Origin of the sequence: Micromonospora sp. LOL_013 (assembly GCF_048060315.1) — a bacterium.
Classification (GTDB): Bacteria; Actinomycetota; Actinomycetes; order Mycobacteriales; family Micromonosporaceae; genus Micromonospora_E.
Genome location: NZ_JBHMIQ010000007.1, coordinates 123455 through 139023, shown reverse-complemented (window position 1 = coordinate 139023; position 15569 = coordinate 123455). Strand labels below are relative to the sequence as shown.

Below are 15569 nucleotides of genomic sequence, written 5' to 3'. Positions count from 1 at the left end.
CCTGCCCCACCGGACCAGCTGAACCAGCTCTTCTCGGTAGGCATCGCGGCCAGCCCACTGCGGATGGCCACTCAGTAGATCGGGGAAAGTGAATGAGAAAGTGGAGAATCAACGCCGCCGTGGCGTCCGTCGGGGCCGTGCTGCTCGCGTCGGCCGCGGTGGCCGCCGCGACCCCGGCCGCTGCGGCCGCCGGATGCTCGGTCAACTACGCGGTGTCGTCGCAGTGGCCGGGTGGGTTCGGCGCCAACGTGACCATCACCAACCTCGGTGACCCACTCACCGGCTGGAGCCTCACCTGGTCATTCGGTGCCGGCCAGACGGTGACGCAGGCATGGAACACGACGTTGACCCAGAGTGGGGCGGCGGTGACCGCCAGGAACGTCAGCTACAACGGTGCCATCCCGACAAACGGTACGACCTCGTTCGGCTTCAACGGGTCGTGGAACGGCAGCAACCCCGCTCCCACCAGCTTCGCGTTGAACGGAGTGGCCTGCACTGGCGGTACGGTGCCCACCACCGCACCTCCGCCGACCACCGCACCGCCGACCACCGCACCGCCCAGCACCGCACCGCCGACCACCGCACCGCCGACCACGCGGCCGCCGACCGGGCCGGCCGACATCACGGTGAACAGCTCCACCAGGTACCAGACCGTCGACGGTTTCGGAGCCGCCACCTGGATCTGGGGCAGCAGCACCTGGTCGACGGCCGAGACCCAGACCCTGGTCGGGCTGGGCCCCGATCAACTGGGATTGTCGATCATCCGGACCGGCATCTCACCTGAGTCCGGCGAATGGTCGAACCAGGTCAACGCCCTGCGCACGGCGAAGTCGTACGGCTCCGACGTGAAGATCCTGGCGTCACCGTGGACGGCACCGGCGGCCTGGAAGACCAACAACAGTCGGATCAACGGCGGCAAGCTGCGTACCGACTACTACGACGACTACGCCAACCATCTGAACAGCTACGTCCAGTACATGCGCAACCAGGGCGTGACGGTCGACGTCACCTCGGTGCAGAATGAGCCGGACTGGCACCCGAGCTACGACTCGATGGACTGGAGCGGAACCGAGCTGCGCAACTTTGTCCGCGACCACGGGTGGCGGGTGCAGAACACCGAGCTGATGGTCGCCGAGGCGGTCAACCTGAACTACAGCTACACCGATCCGACCCTCAACGACGCAGGCGCGCGCAACAACATCGGCTACATCGGTGGGCACCTGTACGGCCTCGAGTCCTCGGGCCGATTGAAGCCGTACAACCTGGCCAATCAGCACGGCAAACCGGTGTGGATGACCGAGTGGAACCATCACGAGGCCGACGGCAGCGGCTCCAACATCTGGGGCGACCCGAGCAACCAGGCCGTCTGGGACGAGACGCTCGACGACATCATGCGTACCGTGCACCGGACGATGGAGGCCAACTGGACCGCCTACATCTGGTGGTACGGCAAGCGGTTCTACTCGTTCATCGGTGACGGTGAATCGGCCTACGGCACCACGGCCGGGGAACCGCTCAAGCGCGGATACGCGTTCTCCCAGTACGCCAAGTACGTGCGCCCCGGCTACCAGCGGGTCGCCCTGACGAAGAGTTCCAAGGCGTCACCGCTGGAGGTGACCGCCTACACCGGGGAGGGGAAGACCACCCTGGTGGTCCTCAACCGCTCGAACAGCGCGGTGAACGGTGCGGTGGTCCAGGCCCCGCAGAACGTGACACGGGCGGAGCACTACCTCACCTCGCGGTACTCGAATGCGGCCAGCCAGTCGGTCGGGGTGAACGGCCAGCAGGTCACCGTCAACGTGGGCGCACGCAGCATCTCCACCGTCGTGCTCACCCACTGAAACCTCCGGCGCCGGTGCGGGTTCCTAGCCGCACCGGCGCCGGACACGTCGGCCGCTGCCGGCTACTGTCCGATCCGGCCCCGACCTGCCAGTCTGGAAGAGCGAAAGGCAGCATTCGGGCCGGGAGGCGGTCATGGCGGTCAACGACAGAGCGGATCGACAAGACCCGACCGACCGGGGCTACCCGTCGTCGGTGTCGCGGACCACGTTGTTCTGGTACGCGTTCGCGTCGTCCTCGCTGGTCGGTTGGTTCCTGTTCGGCTGGCTGGTGCTGCGTCAGGGCTTCGTCGACTCGGTGGGCGAGGCGCTCGGCACTGGATTCGCCCTGCTGCTCGCAGTATCGGTGATCGAGGCGGCCCGCCGGCACCGGCACGACGGTCGGCCCACGGGCTGAGCCCCGGGTCGCCGGGCGTACCGATCGGGAGCACATGCTGCGCGGTCAGTCAGTCGTGCACCACCGCAGCGGTCACCCGTTGTAGCGCGAAGGTGTGCAGCGTCTCGGTGCGCTCGTCCTCGGCCCGCAGGAAACCCCCGCCGATCGACACCGGACGGACCAGCCGGGAAGCGGCGGCGCCGTGCGCGTCCACATAGCCCACCCAGACCAGCGCCTTGTCCCGTACCGCCTGCTGCAACACGGCCAGCGCCTGCGAGTGCGCCTGTACCGCAGCCAATCCGTCGACCGTCTGCCCGGTGGCCGCCCGGATCGGGCCGGGTGTACGCCGTACCGCCCGGGCCGCCGCCTCCCCGCGACGGAGCTGCTCGACCAGACCGCTGATCCGGGGCGCGGTCAGCTTCGGCGCGGCCAGCGGATCGACCGACCGTAACGTCACCGGATGCCGCACCGGTGCCCGCCGGGCTCGGGGCCGGCCAGTACGCAGCGCGGCCCCGGTGCCGTCCTCCGGCACCGGGGCGTAGCCAGCCTGTCGTAGTGCCTCCAGCATCCGGCCGGCGGGCACCACACAGACCAGCACCGTCGGCGCCAGCCGGCGCAGTGACAGGGCGGCCAGCCGGCGGTCGGCCAGCACGGTGGCCAGCAACGCCTCGTCGTCGCTGCGCAGATAGCCGCCGGCTGATCCGGCGCGCAATCCGCCATGGGTACGGGCTGAGTCGTCGATCAGGTAGGTGAGGCCCTGCGGCACCGGGGTGCGGGACCGCCGGGCGAACAGCTCATGCAGCTCGGCCGCCTGGTAGCCGGCGTCCAACGCCCGACGCACACTTGCCGGCGTGACCCGGTGAACGCTGGCCGCCCCGGTCGACTCCGGCTCGGCGACCAGCTCCAACTCGGCAGCCAGGGCCGGCTCCGGTGGGCCGGGCACCACCACGGTCAGGTCGGCCTGCACCAGGACGTGGTCCACCGGGGACGGCAGCAGGTCGGCCAGCGCGCGTTCCGCCGTCGAAGCCGCACCTCGGTGCTCTCGTTCGGTGGCCCGTACGCCGAGCGGATCGTCGTCGGCCGAGATGTCCCGACCGTCCCGGCCCTCTCCGGCGAGCAGCGAGCGGCCGTACCCGGTCAACACGCCCAGCCCGGTGACGCCCAGTTGAGCCGCCTCGTCGAGGACCTCGCGGTGCAGGTCGTCGCGGCCCCGGCTGCGCCGTGGCGCCTGCCAGGCGAGCAGCGAGAGCACTTCGTCGGCGGTCGGCGCGGCTCCCGGCGGCAACCCGGCCAGCACCCCCAGCACGGTACGGCGTACCGGCGGCGCGCCGGCCCGCTCCACGTCGGTGGACAGCGCGGTGATCGGCCGGTCCCGGTCGTCCCGTCGGCCGATCAACCCGGCCCGCCGGGTCATCGCCAGCCACGCCCCGACCAGCCGCTCCCACCGCCGGGCCACCGGCTCGTTGATCCACTGGTCGTAGCTGCCGGTCGGCAGGATCTGCTGGTCGACGGCGGTGCGGCTGGCCGAGGCGGGCAGTTCGGCGGCACCGACCAGCCCGGCGGCGTACCCGATCTCGATCAGCAGCCCGGCCAGCGACTCGCTGACCCCACCGGCGCGGGCCAGTCGGCGCAGCTCCCGTACCCCGATCCCGCCGGTACGCAGCAGCGGCGCCGGCTCGGCAGCCAACGCCTCCAGCAGCGCGCCGGCCTGCCGGACCACCTCCATCGCCTGCCCGGCACCGGTCGAGTCCACCACCTTTGGATCGCGCTCGGCGGAACCGGCCGCAGGCGGGTCGGGGCGCAGCGTGCCGAGCGGCCCGGTGTCCCGGCGCAGCAGCAGCCCGACCTCGCGGGGCAACTCCACGGCCTGGCTGCCGGCCGTGGCCGGCGCGTCGGTGACCACCGCCAGCAGACCGGCCTCGACCAGCCAGCGCACCGGACTCACCCCGTCGCCCGGACCGCCGCCGGCTGGTGTGTCGGCGGCTTGAGCGCTGGTGGCCGGGGTGGCGGTAGCGGTAGTCACCGTGCCGAGCGGCGGGCCGGCGGCGAGTCGGTCGAGCACTGCCCGGGCCGATGGTGGGGCGCTGAGCAGTGTCCGGCGCAACGCGGCCGGGTCGGCGCACCGTCGCGCGACCCGGTCGTCCAGGTCGGCGGCGGGCCGGCCCAGCCCTGCCGGGTACGGCGAACTCGCCTCGTCCACCCCACCGGCGACCCGGAACCGGCCGGCCGACCCGTACAGCAGGCAGCGGGCCAGCAGCCGGCCCACCGCCGCGCGGACCTGAGCCGCGGTCGCCCCGCTGCCCGGCACAGTGGCCATCGCCAGCACCGCGTCCAACTCGACGGCGGCGTCGGCGGCGTCGGTCGAACCGGCCGAGTCGTCCCGGGCCGACGGCTCCCGACACAGTCGCGCGGCGTCCAGGATTCGCAGGGTGAACTCGTCCAGGTCGTCGAGCGCACGGGCGGAGGAGACCCGGGACTGGGCCCGGGCGGCCAGCGTGGTGATGTCGGTCGGCGCCGGCACCACCAGGTCCGGACGCAGGCGCAACAGGTCACCCAGCTCGGCGTCGGAGCGGGAACGCAGGTGGTCGGCGAGTGTGTTGGCCATGGTTGTTCCACGCTAGCCCGCCGGACGCCTCAGGTGGCCTCGGCCGTCCGGAGCAGATGCGCCGGCTCGGGAGTCGCCCGCATAGGCTCACCCTCCGGCCGCCACCCGACCGGCCATCCGCCGGCCGGATCCACCCGTTGTGGCGGGCGCGACGAGGAAGGGACGTACACATGTCGCCGGTGGTCGGATTCGACCTGGACATGACATTGATCGACTCACGGCCAGGGGTCGCCGCCACCTACCGGGCATTGACCGAGCTCACCGGGGTGCAGGTGGACGCCGAGGTCGCGGTGTCGCGGCTCGGCCCGCCGCTGCGCCAGGAGATCAGCCAGTGGTTTCCGGCCGACCAGGTCGATTCCGCGGTCGAGCAGTTCCGGTCGCTCTACCCCCGTTACGCGGTCGGTCCGACCCTGCCGATGCCCGGGGCGGTCGCCGCGCTCGAACTGGTCCGGGAGCAGGGCGGGCGGGTGGTGGTGGTCACCTCGAAGCTCGGTTGGCTGGCTCGCCTGCACCTGGATCACCTGAGGCTGCCGGCGGACGAGGTCGCCGGGGACCTGTTCGCCGAGGGCAAGGCGGTCGCCCTGCGCGAGTACGCCGTACAGCTGTATGTGGGTGACCACACGGCGGACATGGTGGCCGCGCGGACCGCCGGGATACCGGGTCTCGGGGTGGCCTCCGGCCCCTGTTCGGCGGCTGAGCTGCGGTCCACCGCAGCGGCTGCGGTGATCGACGACCTGACCGGATTCCCGGCGGCGGCCGGCGCACTGCTCCGGCTAGCCTGGTGAGGTCAATCCTGCGAGTGAAGTCGAGGTCAGTGGTGCCGACGGGTCGAGTGAAATGGTACGACGCGGGAAAGGGGTACGGGTTCGTCACCAGTGACGAGGGTGGCGACGTGTTCCTGCCCAAGGGTGCGTTGCCGGCTGGCGTCACCGACCTCAAGTCCGGGCAACGGGTGGAGTTCGGGGTGGTGGACAGCCGGCGCGGCGCGCAGGCGCTCGGCGTACAGCTGCTGGAGCCCCCGCCGTCCGTCGCCGAGCTGCGTCGGCGACCGCCGGAGGAGCTGCACGGACTGGTCGAAGACATGATCAAGGTGCTGGAGGCCAAGGTCCAGCCGGACCTGCGGCGGGGCCGGTTCCCGGACCGCAAGACGGCGCAGACCGTGGCCCAGCTGGTGCACGCGGTCGCCCGCGAACTGGAGGTCTGACCCGCGGTCGCGGTCCCCGGACCGCAGTGGCCGACTGTCTACCGCCGCCGTGACTGGTCGTCGGGCGGCGGCGCGAGCAGCCCTGCCGTCGGTGGGGTGAGCCCTTGCGCCGCCGCCCGGTCCAGTAGCGCGGCGACCGCCGCGTACCCGTCGGCACCGAGGTCGGCGGTGAATTCGTTGACGTACAGCCCGATGTGCCGGTCCACCACGTCCGGCTCCATCTCCTGGGCGTGGGCCAGCACGTAGTCCCGGGAGGCGCCCGGATCGGTCCAGGCCAGTCGGACCGACTCGCGTACCCAGCCGGTCGCCTGCGCCGGGTCGACGACGCCCCGTCGGGCCAGGATCGCGCCCAACGGGATCGGCAGCCCGGTGTCCGACTCCCACCACGCTCCGAGGTCGACCAGCGCGGTGAGCCCGTACCGCTGGTAGGTGAACCGCGCCTCGTGGATCACCAGGCCGGCGTCGTACCGGCCGGCGGCGACGCCGGGCATGATCTCGTGGAACGGCACGACCTCGATCCGGGCCGGCGGCCGACCCGCCGACCAGAGCCGGAACAGCAGGTACGCGGTGGTCCGCTCACCGGGTACGGCGACAGTTGCCCCGGTCAGGTCGCCGGCCGCCCAGCGGCCCTCTCCGGCCGTACCTCCGGTCAGCAGCAGCGGGCCGCAGCCCCGGCCCAACGCACCCCCGCAGGGCAGCAGATGGTAGTCCGGCAGCAGCCAGGGCAACGCAGCGAAACTGACCTTGACCAGGTCGAACTCGCCGCGTTCGGCGGCGGAGTTGGTGACGTCCACGTCGGCGTACCGGACGGTGACCGGCGGGGCGTCCGACACCAGCCCGTGCACCAGGGCGTGAAAGACGAACGTGTCGTTGGGGCAGGGGGAGAAAGCCAGCCGCAGGGTCACGTCAGCCACGGTAACTGGCGCTCCGGCTGGTCAGCGCGCTGGCCGCCGTGGTCAGCGCGGCCAGCGCCGACGGGATCCGCCAGCCGGCCCGGTCGCGCGGGCCGACCGGGTTGGAGATGGTACGCAGCTCTGCGAAGGGCAGCCCGGCCAGCTCGGCGGCGCAGGCCACCCCGTACCCCTCCATGGCCTCGGCCACCGCGTCGGGGTAGCGGCAGGTGAGCGTCCCGGCGGTCGTCGCGGTGCCGGTCACGGTGTTCACCGTCAGCACCGCGCCGGGTACGGCGTCCGGCAGCACCGCCCGCAGCCAGCCGGTGAGCGCGCCGTCGGCGGGGGCGACCGCGGTGCCGAAGCCGAGTTCGTCGATCGTCAGGAACCCGTCCGGCGACTCGGCGCCGAGGTCGGCCGCGACGCTGCGGGTGGCGACGGCGATCTGCCCGACGGCGATCCGGTCGGGAAATCCGCCGCCGATCCCCGCGCTGACCACCGCGTCGTACGGGCGTCCGCTGCTCGCCGCGAGCGCCAGCTGCCGGCTGGTCCCGGCGGCGGCGGCCGCCGAACCGACCCCGACCACCGCGATGTCGACCGCTCGGTCGGCTGTGTCGCCCGTCGTGCCGCCGCCCGCTGCCGTGCTGCTACCGGCTGTGCTGCTGCCCGCTGTGCCGCCGCCCGGGGCGATTCCGCGCCGGAGGGCGACCGCCTCGGCCTCGACCGCGGTCACGATCAGAATCCGCACCTGCCGCACCCTACCCACCGCGCCTTCCTGGACCTACCGGTCGCCGGGCAGGGTCGTTGCCCGGCGACTCGTCACCTGCCCGTGGGTCAGCTTCCGCTGTCCGGCCCGTCGGGTCGATCGTCCTCGGCCGCGCGGCGCAGCGTCGACGACGGGCGGTAGATGTGGAATCCGGGTGGCGTCGGATCGTCGTCGTCGGCTTGGCCGTCGGCCCGGTCGTCGTCGCGGTGACCGGCGGGTGCGCCGGCGGCCGGGACGCCGACCGGCTCGGCACCGACCGGGCCGGTGCCGCCCTGCCCAGCGCCGACCGGTGCCGGCGGTGCCGGCGTCGGCGGGGCGGGTCGCGGACGTGGTCGGATCCGGGCCGGGACGATCGACCGGCGGGCGCGTGGCGGAACAACCGTGCCGCCGTCGTCGGGTGAGCCGGCTTCGGGCGTACCGGGATCGGCGGTGCCTGATTCGGCGGTGCCAGGTTCGGGCGGGTCCGGGACGTCGTCGGCTGCGTCGACCGGTCGGCCGTTGAGCCGGTCCTTGCGCTGCCGGCCGGCGACGGTCATCGCGCGGGCGGCGGCGAGGATGCCGAAGCCGGCCGCCGCGATGACACCGACCCGGCCGTCCACCGGGATCAGCCCGAACGCGCCACCGGCGACGAACGACAGCATCAGAATGGTCTCGGAGTGGGCGAATGCGCTGGCCCGCAGCCGTTCCGGCAGCCGCTCCTGGATGGTGGCGTCCACCGCGAGCTTCGCGATGCCGCTGATGATCGCGGTGACGAAACAGAACAGCGCCACCATCAGCAGCGAGAACCGCAGGGTGGCGAGTACGCCGACACCGGCCACGATCACCAGCCCGCTGGACTGCAGGGCGAGTGGACGGTTGATCCGCATCCGGCTGCCGATAGCGGTGGCGGCGAAGCTGCCGGCGGCCAGTGCCGCTCCGACCAACCCCAGCGCGCCCTCGTCGCCGAGCTGCTGACCGACGATCACAGTGGTCAGGTCGCCCGCCTTGATCGCGAAGGCGAGGAAGAGCAGCAGGAAGCCGTAGAGGCAGCGCAACGTGCCGCTGCCGACCAGGGTGGCGATCACCAGCCGGCTCCCGGTGAGGATCCGCTGCCGGTCAATGCCCCGCCGTATCCCGAACACCCGGAACGCCCGTGGCACCCGCTCGGCGGGCTCGGAGTCGGCCCGAGGCGGTAGCCGCAGCGCGATCACCATGCCGACCAAAAAGATCACCGACGCGACACGCAGCGGCCACTGCGGCCCGAACCAGAACGCAGCCAGCCCCAGTGGTGCGACCAGCGCTCCGGCGATCGTGCCGTAGACGCTGGCCCTGGCCCCGGCCTGGGACAGCCCAAGCCCGGCTGGCAACAGCCGGGGCACGGCGGCGGAGCGGCCGACGCCGTACGCCCGGGACAGGGCGAGCACCCCGAACGCCGCCGGATACAGCCCGAACCCGTTCAGGTGGTCGGCGATCAACCAGGCCAGGAAGGCCCGGCCGAGCATGGTGGTGGCCAGTGCGTACCGCCGGCCGTGCCGGAAGTGGTCGAGCACCGGGCCGACCACCGGGGCCAGCAGCGCGAACGGGACCATCGTCACCAGCAGGTAGAGCGCCACGCTGCTGCGGGCCTCGCCGAGCGGCGCGCTGAAGAAGATGGTCCCGGCGAGTCCGATCGTGATCAGGGTGTCCCCGGCGCAGGAGGCGGCGTGCAGGTCGAACAGGCGCGACATGCCCGGTTCACCGCCCGCCCCGCGGTGGCGTACCTGCAGAACCTTGTGTCCGGCCCAGCGACCGCTGTGCGCCGTGCCGCGCAGCACCGCGCGGGTGCCGCGGAAGGCGGTCCCGGCCGTGTGCCCGAGCGAGCGAAACAGCCCCATGCGCCCATCCTCACCTATCCGCAGCTGTCCCGTCTCGGGCTGTGCCGGTTTTCGCGGTCGCGGGTCCGGGTCGGCAGGGGAGTGCCTGGCGACAACGAGTCGCTGTCGGCGGGGGAGTGCCTGTCGGCGGTGCCGGCCGGTAGGCAACAATGGGACGGTGACCAGGAGCACCGCTCGTGCCGCCCGCCTCGACTCGGTCTGTGCCAAAGCCGTCGACGTGGCGTACGCCGCGCTGACCGACGCGGTGGATCCCGCCGAGGTCGGCGAGCACCTGCAGGCAGTCGCCGAAGGCGACCGGCTGGTGACCCACCTCTTCGACTGCCATCTTGCCGGGTACCAGGGCTGGCGGTGGGCCGTCACCGTGACCCGGGTGTCTCGCAGCCGGCAGGTGACCGTCTGTGAGACGGTGCTGCTGCCCGGTCCGGACGCGTTGCTGGCACCGGGTTGGCTGCCCTGGCACGACCGGCTGCAGCCCGGTGACCTGGGCGTCGGTGACCTGCTGCCGACCTCGTTCGACGACGACCGGCTCGCGCCCGGTTACCTGCAGTCGGACGACCCGGCCGTCGAGGAGGTCTCCTGGGAGCTCGGGCTCGGCCGGAGCCGGGTGATGTCTCGCGAGGGCCGCGCCGACACCGCGCAGCGCTGGTACGACGGCGAACACGGCCCGCAGGCACCGATCTCGGTCGCCGCGCCGGACACGGCCCGCTGCGGCGCCTGCGGGTTCTACCTGATGCTGGCTGGGGCGCTGCGGCAGGCGTTCGGGGTGTGCGGCAACGTGTACGCACCGGACGACGGCCGGGTGGTGAGCGTGGACCACGGCTGCGGCGCGCACTCGGAGACGCTGACCGGCCCGGCGGTGACTCCGGTGGACGAGCTGCCCACGGTTTACGACGACGGCGAGGTCGAGACGGTCACGGTGCGTTCGGGTCCGGCCGGCGACTGACCTGGTCGGCGTGGCGCCGTCGCCGGTTGGCGTCGTGCCGCAGCATCACCGCGAGCCCGGGCAGCCCGAGCAGGAGACCGGCCAGGCAGGTCCAGAGCCAGTCGGTACGCCCGGTGTCGGCCAGCCAGTCTCGGGCGAGCAGGCAGACCAGCCCGGCGACGGCCCAGGCGATCATCCCGCCGACGGCGAACGGCACCATCGGTGGGTCCAGTGGCGCCGGTCGGGGCGCCCTCGGCAGCCGCACCGGGCCGGTCGGGGCGTCCGGCGGGGTCATCAGCGGCGAGTCGGGCACCTCACCAGGGTACGTCCCGGTTGATCGGGACCGCCGCGACGGGCCGGTCGACCCGGACGGCGGGCTGAGTCGGCCGTCGATGTCGCGGACGTAACCGGATGGACCTTCGCCGGTAACAGCTGATCTGAGACGATGCGCGCAACCTATCGACCTTATGATCAGCTGTGAGGATCCATGGCGACAGTGCCGGCAGAGACAACCGGGCCGACCCCGGACCCCAGCCCACGTAACGCGTTCGACCGCTTCTTCGAAATCACCGCCCGCGGCTCCACCCCCGGCCGCGAGGTACGTGGCGGACTGGCCACCTTCTTCACGATGGCGTACATCGTGGTGCTCAATCCGTTGATCCTGGGCAGCGCGGTCGACGGCGAGGGCGCCGCGCTGGCGATCCCGGCGATCGCCGCCGCGACCGCCCTGATCGCCGGGCTGATGACGCTGCTGATGGGGGTGGTCGCCCGGTTCCCGCTGGCGCTGGCCGCCGGTCTCGGGGTGAACGCCCTCGTCGCCTTCGAGATCGCACCGCAGATGACCTGGGCCGACGCGATGGGCCTGGTGGTCATCGAAGGCGTGATCATCCTGGTCCTGGTGCTGACCGGGCTGCGTACCGCCGTCTTCCGGGCCGTGCCCACCCAGCTGAAGGCCGCCATCGGAGTCGGCATCGGGCTGTTCCTTGCGTTGATCGGCTTCGTCAACGCCGGGTTCGTCACCGGCGGCACCGCGTCACCGCCGCTCGGCCTGGGCATTAACGGCATGATCGCCACTTGGCCGGCGTTCGTCTTCGTACTCGGTCTGCTGCTCACCCTGGTGCTGGTGGTCCGGAAGGTACGGGGTGCGATTCTGATCGGCATCCTGGGCTCCACCGTGCTGGCCATCGTCGTCGAGGCGATCGGCGGGTTCGGGCCGGCCGGCGGTCCGGACGGCCGAGCGGGCGGTTGGGCGTTGACCGTGCCGAGCCTGCCCGACCAGGTCTTCGGCATGCCGGACCTGTCGCTGCTCGGCAACTTCTCCGTGCTGGGCGCGTGGGACTCGGCGACCTGGCTGATCGCCCTGATGTTCGTCTTCACCCTGCTGCTGACCGACTTCTTCGACACGATGGGCACCATGGTCGCGGTCGGCCAGGAGGGCGGCATGCTCGACGCCGAGGGGATGCCGCCGAGGACCCGGGAGATCCTGGTCGTCGACTCGATCGCGGCGGCGGCAGGCGGCATGGCGAGTACGTCGAGCAACACCTCGTACATCGAAAGCGCCGCCGGGGTGGCGGAGGGTGCCCGGACCGGGGCGGCGAACCTGGTCACCGGCGGGTTGTTCCTACTGGCCGTCTTCCTGTCCCCGCTGGTCGAGGTGGTGCCGTTCGAGGCGGCGTCGACCGCGCTGGTGGTGGTCGGCTTCCTGATGCTGACCGCGGTGCGCACCATCGACTGGACCGACTACGAGATCGCCATCCCGGCCTTCCTCACCATCGTGCTGATGCCGTTCACCTACTCGATCTCCAACGGGATCGGCGCGGGAGTGATCACCTTCGTGCTGATCAAGCTCGTGAAGGGCCGTGCGGCGCAGGTGCATCCGCTGCTGTACGGGGTGGCCGCGCTGTTCACCCTCTACTTCCTGCGGCATCCGCTGGAGTTGCTGATCGGCTGAGCCGACCGCCTCGTCGCTTCGCCTGCCGTCACCGGCGGTACCCTGGTGCCGCCGGTGACGGTGGTCATAACGGCTGGTCGATCGGTGTGTTCGTTAGTTAGGCTAACGAACGTGACGGAGTGGGCGGTGATGGGAGAGCGACAGGTCACGGCCGCGCAACTGGCGACGTCCCTGCGCGATGCCATCACCCGACTCAACCGGCGGGTCCGACGGGCCCGGCCGGTCGGCGATCTGACGGTCACCCAGCTGTCCGCGCTCACCAGCCTGGAGCTGGCCGGTGCGATGACGCCGCGGGAGCTGGCCGACATCGAGCGGGTCCAACCGCCGACGATGACCAGGATCGTCGCCAAGCTCGAGGAGCGCGGACTGGTGCAACGCACCCCGCACCCGACCGACGGCCGCCAGGTGATCCTGTCAGCCACCGAGTCAGGCCGCGAGGTGATCGCCGGGTTTGAGCGGATACGTGACGAGTGGCTCGCCACCCGGCTCGCCGCGCTGAGCCCTGCCGAACGGGACACGTTACGGCAGGCGGCGGAGATCCTGCAGCAGGTCGCCCGCGGCTGACGCGACAGTCGCCATCGGGTCCGCTTCGTCCCGTGTGGATGACGCGTACGATCCGAGGAGGCGCACCCCGAGTGCGGGCGACACTGAACACCACCTTTCAGTCCCTACAGGTCCGTAACTACCGGATCTTCGCAACCGGGCAGCTGATCAAGCTGATCGGTGTGTGGATGATGTTCATCGCGCAGGACTGGCTTGTCCTGCAGCTGTCGGACGACTCCGCCACCGCGCTCGGCGTGGTTGTCGCCCTCCAGTTCACCCCGGTGCTGCTGTTCACCCTGATCTTCGGCCGGCTCGCCGACCGCTACGACAAGCGGCTGCTGCTGTTCGTCGCCAACGCCATCTGGTGCGTGCTGGCCCTGGTGATGAGCGTGCTGGTGCTGACCGGCGTGGTGGCGCTCTGGCACGTCTTCGTCTTCGCCGGCCTGCTCGGCGTCGGTAACGCCCTGGAGACCCCGGTCCGGCAGGCGTTCGTCTCCGAACTGGTCGGGACCCCGCTGCTGCCCAACGCCCTCGCGCTGTCCTCGGCGACGTTCAACACCGCCCGGATCGTCGGCCCGGCCGTGGCCGGGCTGGCCATCGCGGCGTTCGACGTCGGGCCGGTCTTCCTGATCAGCGCGCTCGCGTCGACGGCCCCGCTGGTCGGACTGATCCGGATGCGCTCCGGCGAACTGCACCGAGTCGGCCTGCCGGTCGGAGCGCAGCGGGACGCCGCCAAGGTGGTCGACGGGTTGCGCTACGTCGCCCGCCGCCCCGACCTGATGCTGCCGATGGCCCTGATGGCCGTGCTCGGCCTACTGCTGTTCAATTTCCAGCTGACCCTCGCCGCGTTGGCGAAGACGGTCTTCGAGACCGGTGCGGCGTCGTTCGGTCTGTTCACCACGGCGCTCGCGGTCGGCGCGCTGGCCGGTGCCCTGGCCGCCAGCGGCCGGCGCGACCGGCCGTCGGTCTACGTCGTGCTGGGCAGCGCGTTGACCTTCGCCGGCCTCGGCACCCTGGTCGGGCTGGCCCCGACGTACTGGCTGGTGGTGCTCCTGCTGCTGCCGACCGGGTTCTTCATGGTCTACTTCGCGCAGGCCTCCAACCAGCGGGTGCAGCTCGGTGTCGACCCGGCGTTCCGGGGCCGGGTGATGGCGCTGTGGGTGCTGGTCTTCCTGGGCACCAACCCGGTCGGCGCACCGATCATCGGCTGGGTCGCTGAGCGTTTCGGAGCCGGGGCCAGCATCTGGCTGGGCGGCCTGCTGTCCTTCCTGACCGCCGCCGCCGCACTGGCCTGGCAGTTGCGGCGCACCGGCGGCCGGCTGCGGCTGAGGTGGGCACCGATGCCCCGGCTCTACGTACTGCCGGCCCGACCCGCGCCGGCCCATGCCGGAGCAGTCCGAGCCTGACCTCCTGGACCGGTACTGCCCGGGTCGGATCGGTCCCAGGCCGCCGGCGGCCGCCGACGGGTCAGGAACTCGCGCGGTCGGCCGGGCCGCTACCGAACAGGACGTCGTCCCAGCTCGGCAGTCGCTTGCGGGACTTGCCGGAGCTGTCGGCCGGGGTCTCGGTGGCACCGGACGCGGCGCGCCGGGGCCGCAGCACCGCCAGGGACGGCACCGCCGGGACCTCCTTGGGCGCGTCGGCGTCGTCGTCGAAGGCGGAACCCGTGCCGCCGCCGAGCAGGGCGGCGGCGCCGCCGGCCACCGGCCGCTGCCGGGGCATCTCGGCGTTGGCCGCCGGTTCCAGGCCGCGACCGGCCGCCGAACCGAGTGGTCGGTCCAGCGAGGCGAGCAGCGCGTCCCGCCCGGCCCGGATCGGGTCCCGGCTGGGTCGTGGCTGGTCACTCGGGGCAGCCGGGAGGCCGTGCCCGCCGCCTCGGCCCGGCTCGGCCCGCGACGGACCGGGCAGCGCGTGCCCGCCCCGCTCCGGCGCCGGCTCCTGACCGAGGATCTGGGTGGGCCGCTCAGTGCAGAGGTACTGCGCCATGTCGTCGTGCGGCGAGATCACCTGGCGGCTCTTGTCAAGCTCCCAGATGGCCTGGGCGGTGGCCTTGCCGGACGGCCAGGTGGCGATGATCCGCCAGGTGCCGTCGTCGCGCCGGTACGCGTCCCAGGAGATCTTCTCCGCGTCGATGCCGTGCTGGGCCAGCCGGCCGTCGACGACCTCGGCGAGCGGTGCACCCTTTTCGGAGTTCTTCAGCCTGGTACGCCGAGCGTGCTGGGCGAGCATGGCCCGCTCCTGCAGCACCGGTCCGGCGTAGCGCAGCACCCGGTCGACCGGCACCCCGGCGATCCGCGCGACGTCGTCGGCCGACTCGCCGGACCGGATCCGGGCCTGGATGTCCCGGGGGGACAGCGACGGCTGGGGATCGCCGGGCTGGCTGGCCACCGTCAACGTGGTCGAGCTGTCCGGGTCGGCCTGCACGGCGGTGGAGACGCGGTCGTCGATCGGTAGGGCGAGCAGTCGACCGACCTCGTCAGCGAGGACCAGGGCCTGACCGTCCTCGGAGAGGGCGACGAAGCGTACCGGGCGCATCGCGTTGCCTCCGTCCCGCTGAGCTGCCCCACGCCGCAAGGTCGACCCGCCCGCGACGTCCTCCGCACACGGTACGCCGATAAGTC

14 protein-coding genes are annotated in these 15569 nt (G+C 72.1%); 8 read left to right on the top strand and 6 right to left on the bottom strand.

The annotated features are described in order from the left end of the window. Positions 1-92 precede the first annotated feature (92 nt). Complete coding sequence (locus ACFHWS_RS07155; RefSeq protein WP_416567853.1) at positions 93-1841, top strand: cellulose binding domain-containing protein; 1749 nt, start codon at positions 93-95, stop codon at positions 1839-1841. A gap of 133 nt (positions 1842-1974) precedes the next feature. Continuing rightward, positions 1975-2235 carry a hypothetical protein gene (locus ACFHWS_RS07150; RefSeq protein ID WP_416551127.1) on the top strand — a complete coding sequence of 87 codons (261 nt, stop codon included), beginning with the start codon at positions 1975-1977 and terminating at the stop codon, positions 2233-2235. Positions 2236-2284: 49 nt separating this feature from the next. Here ACFHWS_RS07150 and ACFHWS_RS07145 read toward each other — a convergent pair whose 3' ends face one another. After that, positions 2285-4819 (bottom strand): helicase-associated domain-containing protein, encoded by a 2535-nt coding sequence (locus ACFHWS_RS07145; RefSeq protein ID WP_416567852.1) that lies wholly within the window; start codon positions 4817-4819, stop codon positions 2285-2287. 170 nt (positions 4820-4989) lie between these two features. Here ACFHWS_RS07145 and ACFHWS_RS07140 point away from each other — a divergent pair, with 170 nt between their 5' ends. Both ACFHWS_RS07140 and ACFHWS_RS07135 read left to right on the top strand, forming a co-directional pair. Beyond that, positions 4990-5604 carry an HAD family hydrolase gene (locus ACFHWS_RS07140; RefSeq protein WP_416567851.1) on the top strand — a complete coding sequence of 205 codons (615 nt, stop codon included), beginning with the start codon at positions 4990-4992 and terminating at the stop codon, positions 5602-5604. Positions 5605-5636: 32 nt separating this feature from the next. After that, on the top strand, positions 5637-6023 hold the full coding sequence (locus tag ACFHWS_RS07135) for a cold-shock protein (protein ID WP_416551130.1): 387 nt from the start codon (positions 5637-5639) through the stop codon (positions 6021-6023). Between the two features lie 38 nt (positions 6024-6061). On the opposite strand, the gene ACFHWS_RS07130 is transcribed toward ACFHWS_RS07135, so the two are convergent. From ACFHWS_RS07130 to ACFHWS_RS07120, 3 genes are all read right to left on the bottom strand, one after another. Next, positions 6062-6937 (bottom strand): 1,4-dihydroxy-6-naphthoate synthase, encoded by an 876-nt coding sequence (locus ACFHWS_RS07130; protein ID WP_416551131.1) that lies wholly within the window; start codon positions 6935-6937, stop codon positions 6062-6064. Then, on the bottom strand, positions 6930-7670 hold the full coding sequence (locus tag ACFHWS_RS07125) for a futalosine hydrolase (RefSeq protein ID WP_416551392.1): 741 nt from the start codon (positions 7668-7670) through the stop codon (positions 6930-6932). Before ACFHWS_RS07125 ends, ACFHWS_RS07130 begins: the two co-directional genes overlap by 8 nt. A 77-nt stretch (positions 7671-7747) precedes the next feature. After that, positions 7748-9532, bottom strand: a complete 1785-nt coding sequence (locus ACFHWS_RS07120; protein ID WP_416567850.1) for an MFS transporter — start codon at positions 9530-9532, stop codon at positions 7748-7750. A gap of 85 nt (positions 9533-9617) precedes the next feature. On the opposite strand from ACFHWS_RS07120, the gene ACFHWS_RS07115 reads away from it, so the two are divergent. Further along, positions 9618-10475, top strand: a complete 858-nt coding sequence (locus tag ACFHWS_RS07115; RefSeq protein WP_416551393.1) for a DUF3027 domain-containing protein — start codon at positions 9618-9620, stop codon at positions 10473-10475. Here the strand turns inward: ACFHWS_RS07115 and ACFHWS_RS07110 are convergent. Continuing rightward, positions 10444-10749, bottom strand: coding sequence for a DUF2530 domain-containing protein (locus ACFHWS_RS07110; protein WP_416551394.1), 306 nt, complete (start codon positions 10747-10749; stop codon positions 10444-10446). The two genes, ACFHWS_RS07115 and ACFHWS_RS07110, sit on opposite strands and share 32 nt — an antisense overlap. 192 nt (positions 10750-10941) lie before the next feature. Here ACFHWS_RS07110 and ACFHWS_RS07105 point away from each other — a divergent pair, with 192 nt between their 5' ends. From ACFHWS_RS07105 to ACFHWS_RS07095, 3 genes are all read left to right on the top strand, one after another. Next, positions 10942-12405, top strand: a complete 1464-nt coding sequence (locus ACFHWS_RS07105) for an NCS2 family permease (RefSeq protein ID WP_416567849.1) — start codon at positions 10942-10944, stop codon at positions 12403-12405. Positions 12406-12534: 129 nt separating this feature from the next. Next, positions 12535-12969, top strand: a complete 435-nt coding sequence (locus ACFHWS_RS07100) for a MarR family transcriptional regulator (RefSeq protein WP_416551395.1) — start codon at positions 12535-12537, stop codon at positions 12967-12969. A gap of 71 nt (positions 12970-13040) precedes the next feature. Continuing rightward, positions 13041-14354: an MFS transporter gene (locus tag ACFHWS_RS07095; protein ID WP_416551134.1), complete on the top strand. Its 1314-nt coding sequence runs from the start codon at positions 13041-13043 to the stop codon at positions 14352-14354. A 61-nt stretch (positions 14355-14415) separates the two neighbouring features. Here ACFHWS_RS07095 and sepH read toward each other — a convergent pair whose 3' ends face one another. Then, positions 14416-15483 (bottom strand): septation protein SepH, encoded by a 1068-nt coding sequence (gene sepH / locus ACFHWS_RS07090; RefSeq protein WP_416551135.1) that lies wholly within the window; start codon positions 15481-15483, stop codon positions 14416-14418. Positions 15484-15569 lie beyond the last annotated feature (86 nt).

What these genes read in the sequence shown, in the direction of transcription:
- ACFHWS_RS07150 (WP_416551127.1), top strand. Translation starts at nt 1,975, where the DNA reads ATGGCGGTCAACGACAGAGCGGATCGACAAGACCCGACCGACCGGGGC.
- sepH (WP_416551135.1), bottom strand. Translation starts at nt 15,483, where the DNA reads ATGCGCCCGGTACGCTTCGTCGCCCTCTCCGAGGACGGTCAGGCCCTG.
- ACFHWS_RS07110 (WP_416551394.1), bottom strand. Translation starts at nt 10,749, where the DNA reads ATGACCCCGCCGGACGCCCCGACCGGCCCGGTGCGGCTGCCGAGGGCG.
- ACFHWS_RS07105 (WP_416567849.1), top strand. Translation starts at nt 10,942, where the DNA reads ATGGCGACAGTGCCGGCAGAGACAACCGGGCCGACCCCGGACCCCAGC.
- ACFHWS_RS07145 (WP_416567852.1), bottom strand. Translation starts at nt 4,819, where the DNA reads ATGGCCAACACACTCGCCGACCACCTGCGTTCCCGCTCCGACGCCGAG.
- ACFHWS_RS07155 (WP_416567853.1), top strand. Translation starts at nt 93, where the DNA reads ATGAGAAAGTGGAGAATCAACGCCGCCGTGGCGTCCGTCGGGGCCGTG.
- ACFHWS_RS07140 (WP_416567851.1), top strand. Translation starts at nt 4,990, where the DNA reads ATGTCGCCGGTGGTCGGATTCGACCTGGACATGACATTGATCGACTCA.
- ACFHWS_RS07120 (WP_416567850.1), bottom strand. Translation starts at nt 9,532, where the DNA reads ATGGGGCTGTTTCGCTCGCTCGGGCACACGGCCGGGACCGCCTTCCGC.
- ACFHWS_RS07100 (WP_416551395.1), top strand. Translation starts at nt 12,535, where the DNA reads ATGGGAGAGCGACAGGTCACGGCCGCGCAACTGGCGACGTCCCTGCGC.